At 60.8% G+C, this 2,637-nt stretch carries 4 protein-coding genes; 1 reads left to right on the forward strand and 3 read right to left on the reverse strand.

What is annotated here, in order from left to right; all coding sequences use genetic code 11:
• Positions 1–172 precede the first annotated feature (172 nt).
• Positions 173–805, forward strand: a complete 633-nt coding sequence (locus HX846_RS22990; protein ID WP_003208844.1) for a LysE family transporter — start codon at positions 173–175, stop codon at positions 803–805.
• Positions 806–946: 141 nt separating this feature from the next.
• On the opposite strand, the gene HX846_RS22995 is transcribed toward HX846_RS22990, so the two are convergent.
• The 3 genes from HX846_RS22995 to HX846_RS23005 form a co-directional block, all read right to left on the reverse strand.
• Positions 947–1,690: a penicillin-binding protein activator LpoB gene (locus tag HX846_RS22995; protein WP_178966146.1), complete on the reverse strand. Its 744-nt coding sequence runs from the start codon at positions 1,688–1,690 to the stop codon at positions 947–949.
• 3 nt (positions 1,691–1,693) lie between these two features.
• Positions 1,694–2,281, reverse strand: coding sequence for a penicillin-binding protein activator LpoB (gene lpoB, locus HX846_RS23000; protein WP_003214026.1), 588 nt, complete (start codon positions 2,279–2,281; stop codon positions 1,694–1,696).
• Positions 2,282–2,316: 35 nt separating this feature from the next.
• A partial coding sequence (locus tag HX846_RS23005; RefSeq protein ID WP_178966147.1) for a YcfL family protein occupies positions 2,317–2,637 on the reverse strand: 321 nt, incomplete at its 5' end.

Consider the following 2,637-nt stretch of genomic DNA (forward strand, 5'->3'; position numbering starts at 1 on the left):
TGCGTAGCAGCCCCAAAAAAAGCCGGGAGCGCTACGCACTCCAGCGGGAGCAAGCTCCCTCGCCACAGCAAGCCCCCTCGCCACAAAGGCGCACCCCAAAATTTTTCTAGCCATTTCTCGGCCGGCAGCGTTAGTTTAGAAACATTCAGCAAACTCAGCTCTGAGGTGTGTAATGGCGCTCGACACATGGCTGGCCTTTTTCCTGGCCAGTTGGATCATCAGTCTTTCCCCTGGCGCCGGTGCCATTGCGTCGATGTCCAGCGGCCTGCAATACGGTTTCCTGCGTGGTTACTGGAATGCCCTGGGCCTGCAACTGGGCCTGGCGATGCAGATTGCCGTGGTCGCCGGTGGCCTGGGGGCGATTCTTGCCGCATCCTCCACCGCGTTTTATGCGATCAAATGGTTTGGCGTAGCGTACCTGGTGTACCTGGCCATCAAGCAATGGCGCGCGCTGCCAACCGACCTGAGCGATGACGCGGCGATTCGCCCGATCGGCAAGCCGATGGCGATGATGTTCCGCGGGTTCCTGGTCAACGCCAGCAACCCCAAGGCCCTGGTGTTCATGCTGGCGGTGCTGCCGCAGTTCGTGAACCCGCAGGCGCCGCTGCTGAACCAATACCTGATCCTGGGCGCGACCATGATCTGCGTGGACATGATCGTGATGGCCGGCTACACCGGGCTGGCGTCGAAAGTGTTGCGCCTGTTGCGCACACCGAAGCAGCAGAAACGCATGAACCGTACGTTTGCTGGCTTGTTCGTTGGGGCGGCGGGGTTCCTGGCCAGCTTGCATCGCGCAACGGCTTAACTGACGAAACCGGATCAAAAATGTGGGAGCGGGCTTGCTCGCGAATGCGCAGTGTCAGTCACCAGATGTATTGACTGATCCACCGCATTCGCGAGCAAGCCCGCTCCCACATTGGTTTTATGTCGGTAGCGGGATTTTCGTTCAGCGCAGGATCTTCGGCGCTTCATCCCGTGGCAGGTTATTGCGCAATGCAGGCTGTCCAGGTGCTTCCTGATAACCACCGCCGAGTTGTTCGGCCAACTGCCGCGCCACATCCTCGCCCAACGCCTTCGACACTTCCCGCACCACGCGAGGCCGGTTCAGGCTCACGCGCACGTCACGGTTGTTCACCAGCTTGGTGTCCTGGCCTTCGCCCATGGCGGTAAACGCCGAGGTGATCTCAAAGGTGCGGGTGTTGATCAGGCTGAAATCCGCCACCAGCGTCAGGCCCAGCACCGCCGAGTAGCTGTTGGTGTGGTCCAGCGCGTTGACGTCCTGGGTGAAGTCGATATCCGACAAGGTGCCGAACAGCACGTAGTCCGCACCCTTGAAGTTACCGGCCTTGATCCGCTTGATCACGTCATACACATCGCCCTTGGCGTCTGCGGTGTAAGGCGTGCCCTGCACCAGCTGGAACTGCCGCGACTTGAGGATTTCCCCCTTGATGTCGCCGCTGAACTTGCGCAGCTCGGTCTGCTCGATGTAGCTGGTACGGCTTTGATACTCGCTGTAGCTCGAGCCGCCGCTGGCGTTGTAGGCGCTGGCCTGGAAATTGTTGCTGGCCGCGACCTGGTGGATGTATTCCTCCACGCGAGCCTCGTAGGCCAGGTCGGTTACCGCGATCTTCGGTGCGGCCGAGGCGCCAAAGGCGCACAGCAGGCCGATCATGCCGATCCATGCACGCATTGCTTAGCGCTCCGTGGTCTTGCGGATTTCTTTTTCGTCCATCCATTCGGCCAGGCCGCTTTCGACGTCGACCAGTTGCAGGCTGAACTTGTAGAACACGTCCTTGTAGTCCGAGCTGCGCTTGACGATGGAGCTGATGGAGCCTTCCAGGCGGTACTTGGCGGCGACCATGTTGCCGGTCTTGCTGACGGTCGACTTCTTGTACAGGCCGCTCTGGTTCTGCAGCTTCAGCTGGTCGACCTGGCTTTGCATGTCAGTGTTGTCGCTGGCGAAGCGGGCGGTGCCGGTCTTCATCAGCTGGGTCTTGATCGACGTGGTGATCTCGCGGGTATCGATGTACTCGCTGGTCTTGTTCTTCACGTCATACACCTGCACCACCGGGCGGCCTTGCAGGATGCCGGACTGGGCCAGGGAGCGGGTCATGCTTTCGGCGATCATCTGCAGGTCGGTGGAGCCGAACTCGTTGGTCACCAGTTCCACGGCCTTGCTGTCGCCGTAGCTGATGTTTTTACCGCCCAGGACTGGCGAGGTGTTGGCGCAGCCGCTGGCCAGGACGGCCACCACGGCGAGGAACGAGAAGCGTGCAAACATGGGGATGTCTCTCTGAAACTGAATGAGTGGGTGGATCAAGGCGTCTTCACTTCAAGGTGGAAGTCGGCAGCCTGGGGCAGGTTGGCGATGGCCGGCAGGAAGGTCGCCTGGTTTGCGTAGAGGTTCAGCACCTTCCAGGTCTCTTCATCACCCACCGGGAAACCGTCGGCACCCAGCCAGGCGAAGCGGTAATACATCATCTGGTTGCTGCTGGTGATGTTGCTCAACTGCACCTTGGCGGTCAGGAAGCCGTTTTCCCGGGCGACCCGGATGGCGCCGACGGCGATGCCCTTGAACTTGCCCATCACCACGATCTTGCTCGCGGCGCTTCCGGGTTCCGGCGGTGGCGGGGTGGC

It is taken from the genome of Pseudomonas sp. K5002 (genome assembly GCF_013386655.1).
Lineage (GTDB): Bacteria > Pseudomonadota > Gammaproteobacteria > Pseudomonadales > Pseudomonadaceae > Aquipseudomonas.

Excerpts from the sequence above, each read along its gene's own strand:
- HX846_RS22990 (WP_003208844.1), top strand. The coding sequence starts at position 173 with ATGGCGCTCGACACATGGCTGGCCTTTTTCCTGGCCAGTTGGATCATC.
- HX846_RS22995 (WP_178966146.1), bottom strand. The coding sequence starts at position 1,690 with ATGCGTGCATGGATCGGCATGATCGGCCTGCTGTGCGCCTTTGGCGCC.
- lpoB (WP_003214026.1), bottom strand. The coding sequence starts at position 2,281 with ATGTTTGCACGCTTCTCGTTCCTCGCCGTGGTGGCCGTCCTGGCCAGC.